3 protein-coding genes are annotated in these 2,025 nt (G+C 44.5%); all 3 read left to right on the top strand.

Annotated features, from left to right (window positions below):
- Positions 1-424: tetratricopeptide repeat protein (locus tag PX481_RS27420; RefSeq protein ID WP_288097098.1), on the top strand; the 424-nt coding region annotated here is incomplete at its 5' end.
- Between the two features lie 336 nt (positions 425-760).
- Positions 761-1,195, top strand: a complete 435-nt coding sequence (locus PX481_RS27415; RefSeq protein ID WP_002731529.1) for a ferritin-like domain-containing protein — start codon at positions 761-763, stop codon at positions 1,193-1,195.
- 34 nt (positions 1,196-1,229) lie between these two features.
- Positions 1,230-2,025 (top strand): FTR1 family iron permease (locus PX481_RS27410; RefSeq protein WP_288097094.1); only part of this gene is annotated, 796 nt, incomplete at its 3' end.

Below are 2,025 nucleotides of genomic sequence, written 5' to 3'. Positions count from 1 at the left end.
GGCCTTGGGGGCGCGACCCCGGGATTATTGGGCCTGGTATCGTCGCGGCGACGCTTTCCGGGATTGGGGCAATCCCCAAGAGGCTTTATTTAATTATCGTACCGCCCTCGATATCCGACCGCAAGATTACTGGTCCTGGTATCAACAGGGTGTGATCTTACAGGAATTACAGCGTTTACCAGAAGCGATCGCCTGTTATGAAGAATCGTTAAAAATCGATCAAGATGATCGCTATGCGTGGTATAATGCCGCCTGCTGTTATGCCGCCCTCGGTCAACAACAAAAAGCGATCGACTGTTTACGCGAAGCCATGGACATAGAACCGGATATATGTGGCGAATTAGCGCGTAATAACTTTGTTTTCGATGGTTTAAGGCAAAATGAAACCTTTAATGACCTCTTGAGTTGCTATTCCCCCAGCTAAAATCTTTTTGCATTACCTAGGGTTTGCTGAAAGGGTTTTTCGTGGGGTGTGTGGGATTTTAGGCATTTTCAGGAAAAAGTGCCTAAAAATTCCCCCCGATTGCTCAAATGGCTGGCAGTTTTTTGACGGCAAAAAAGCCTAAAGATATTATACTAAATCCGGTTATCAAAAACTGATTATTTATTCTCCCTATTGCCTATTGCCTATTGCCTTTTGCCTGTTCTCATACATAGCCCATACTCAACGGATTTAGTATTAGCCAACAAGGTTTTTAGATTCATTTAGCCGGTTTGGATTAGCTACAATTGCAATTAGAGAAAAATTATTGAGAATCTTATGCGAGAACTAGACAGAGACAAAACCATCGAACAACTGAACGAAATCATGGAATTTGAACTAGCGGGAGTTGTCCGTTACACCCACTATTCCCTGATGGTGACAGGTCCCCATCGCATCCCTATCGTCCAATTTTTCCAGACTCAGGCCACGGAGTCCCTCACCCACGCGCAACAAGTCGGGGAAATTCTCACCGGTTTAGAAGGTCATCCTAGCTTAAAAATTGCCCCCATCGAGGAAAGCTATGAACACAATATCAAAGCAATCTTGAGTGAGAGCCTCAATCATGAGAAAAAATCCCTTGATTTGTACAAAGCACTCCTAGAAACCGTCGAAGATGCCAGTATTTACCTAGAAGAATTCGCTCGCGGTATGATCGGACAAGAAGAATTACACAATCTGGAAATTCGCAAGATGCTGCGGGATTTTGCTTGAGCTAGGATCAAAGCTAGAGTTTATCCACTAGCTTATGAATCTTAGTTCCGCTTTACCCACTTTTATTATCACTCTCCGGGAAGGTTTCGAGGCCGCTTTAGTGGTGGGAATTGTCCTCGCTTGTTTACAAAAATCGGGTCGATCGCAACTTAACTCATGGGTGTATCGTGGTATTGGTGCGGGAGTGGTCGCTAGTGTTTTGGTCGGTATTTTGCTAGGGGGAATCCTTTTGCAAGTGGATGCTTCTCCTAGTCCATTCGTACCAATGCTCAAGGAATTACTGGCCGCCACTTTTGGACTGATTGCCGTTTTGATGTTGAGTTGGATGTTAATTTGGATGACTCAACAGGCCAAATCTTTGAAATCTGAGGTAGAAAGTGCGGTAAAAGCGGGTTTAAAATCGGAAAATGGGGCAGGAAAAGCGATTTTTCTGCTCGTTTTTATCGCTGTCTTGCGAGAGGGATTTGAAACTGTCCTCTTTATCCTGGCCCAATTCCAAAAAGATTGGCAGATCCAAACCTTCGGTGCGATAGCGGGGTTAAGTATGGCGACTTTGTTGGGAATTCTCCTATTTGCGGGGGGAGTAAAAATTAATATCCGTCTCTTTTTCCAAATTATGGGGACTTTCCTCCTCTTAATCGTTGCGGGATTACTCATCGGTGTTTTGAAACATATCGACGCAGGAATCAGTCTTTTAAGTGAAATTGACCCTTTTTATCGCCATTTCTGTCCTTCTCTCCCCTCCTCCTGTCTTCTCGGTTTTCAAGTTTGGGACGGTTCCCAAATTTTGAGCGATCGCACTTTCCCCGGACTCCTCCTCAAATCTCTGT

The sequence above is a fragment of the Microcystis sp. M53603_WE2 genome, assembly GCF_030065435.1.
The sequence above is the reverse complement of the archived record's forward strand: the minus strand, read 5'-3'. Positions and strand labels throughout refer to the sequence as shown.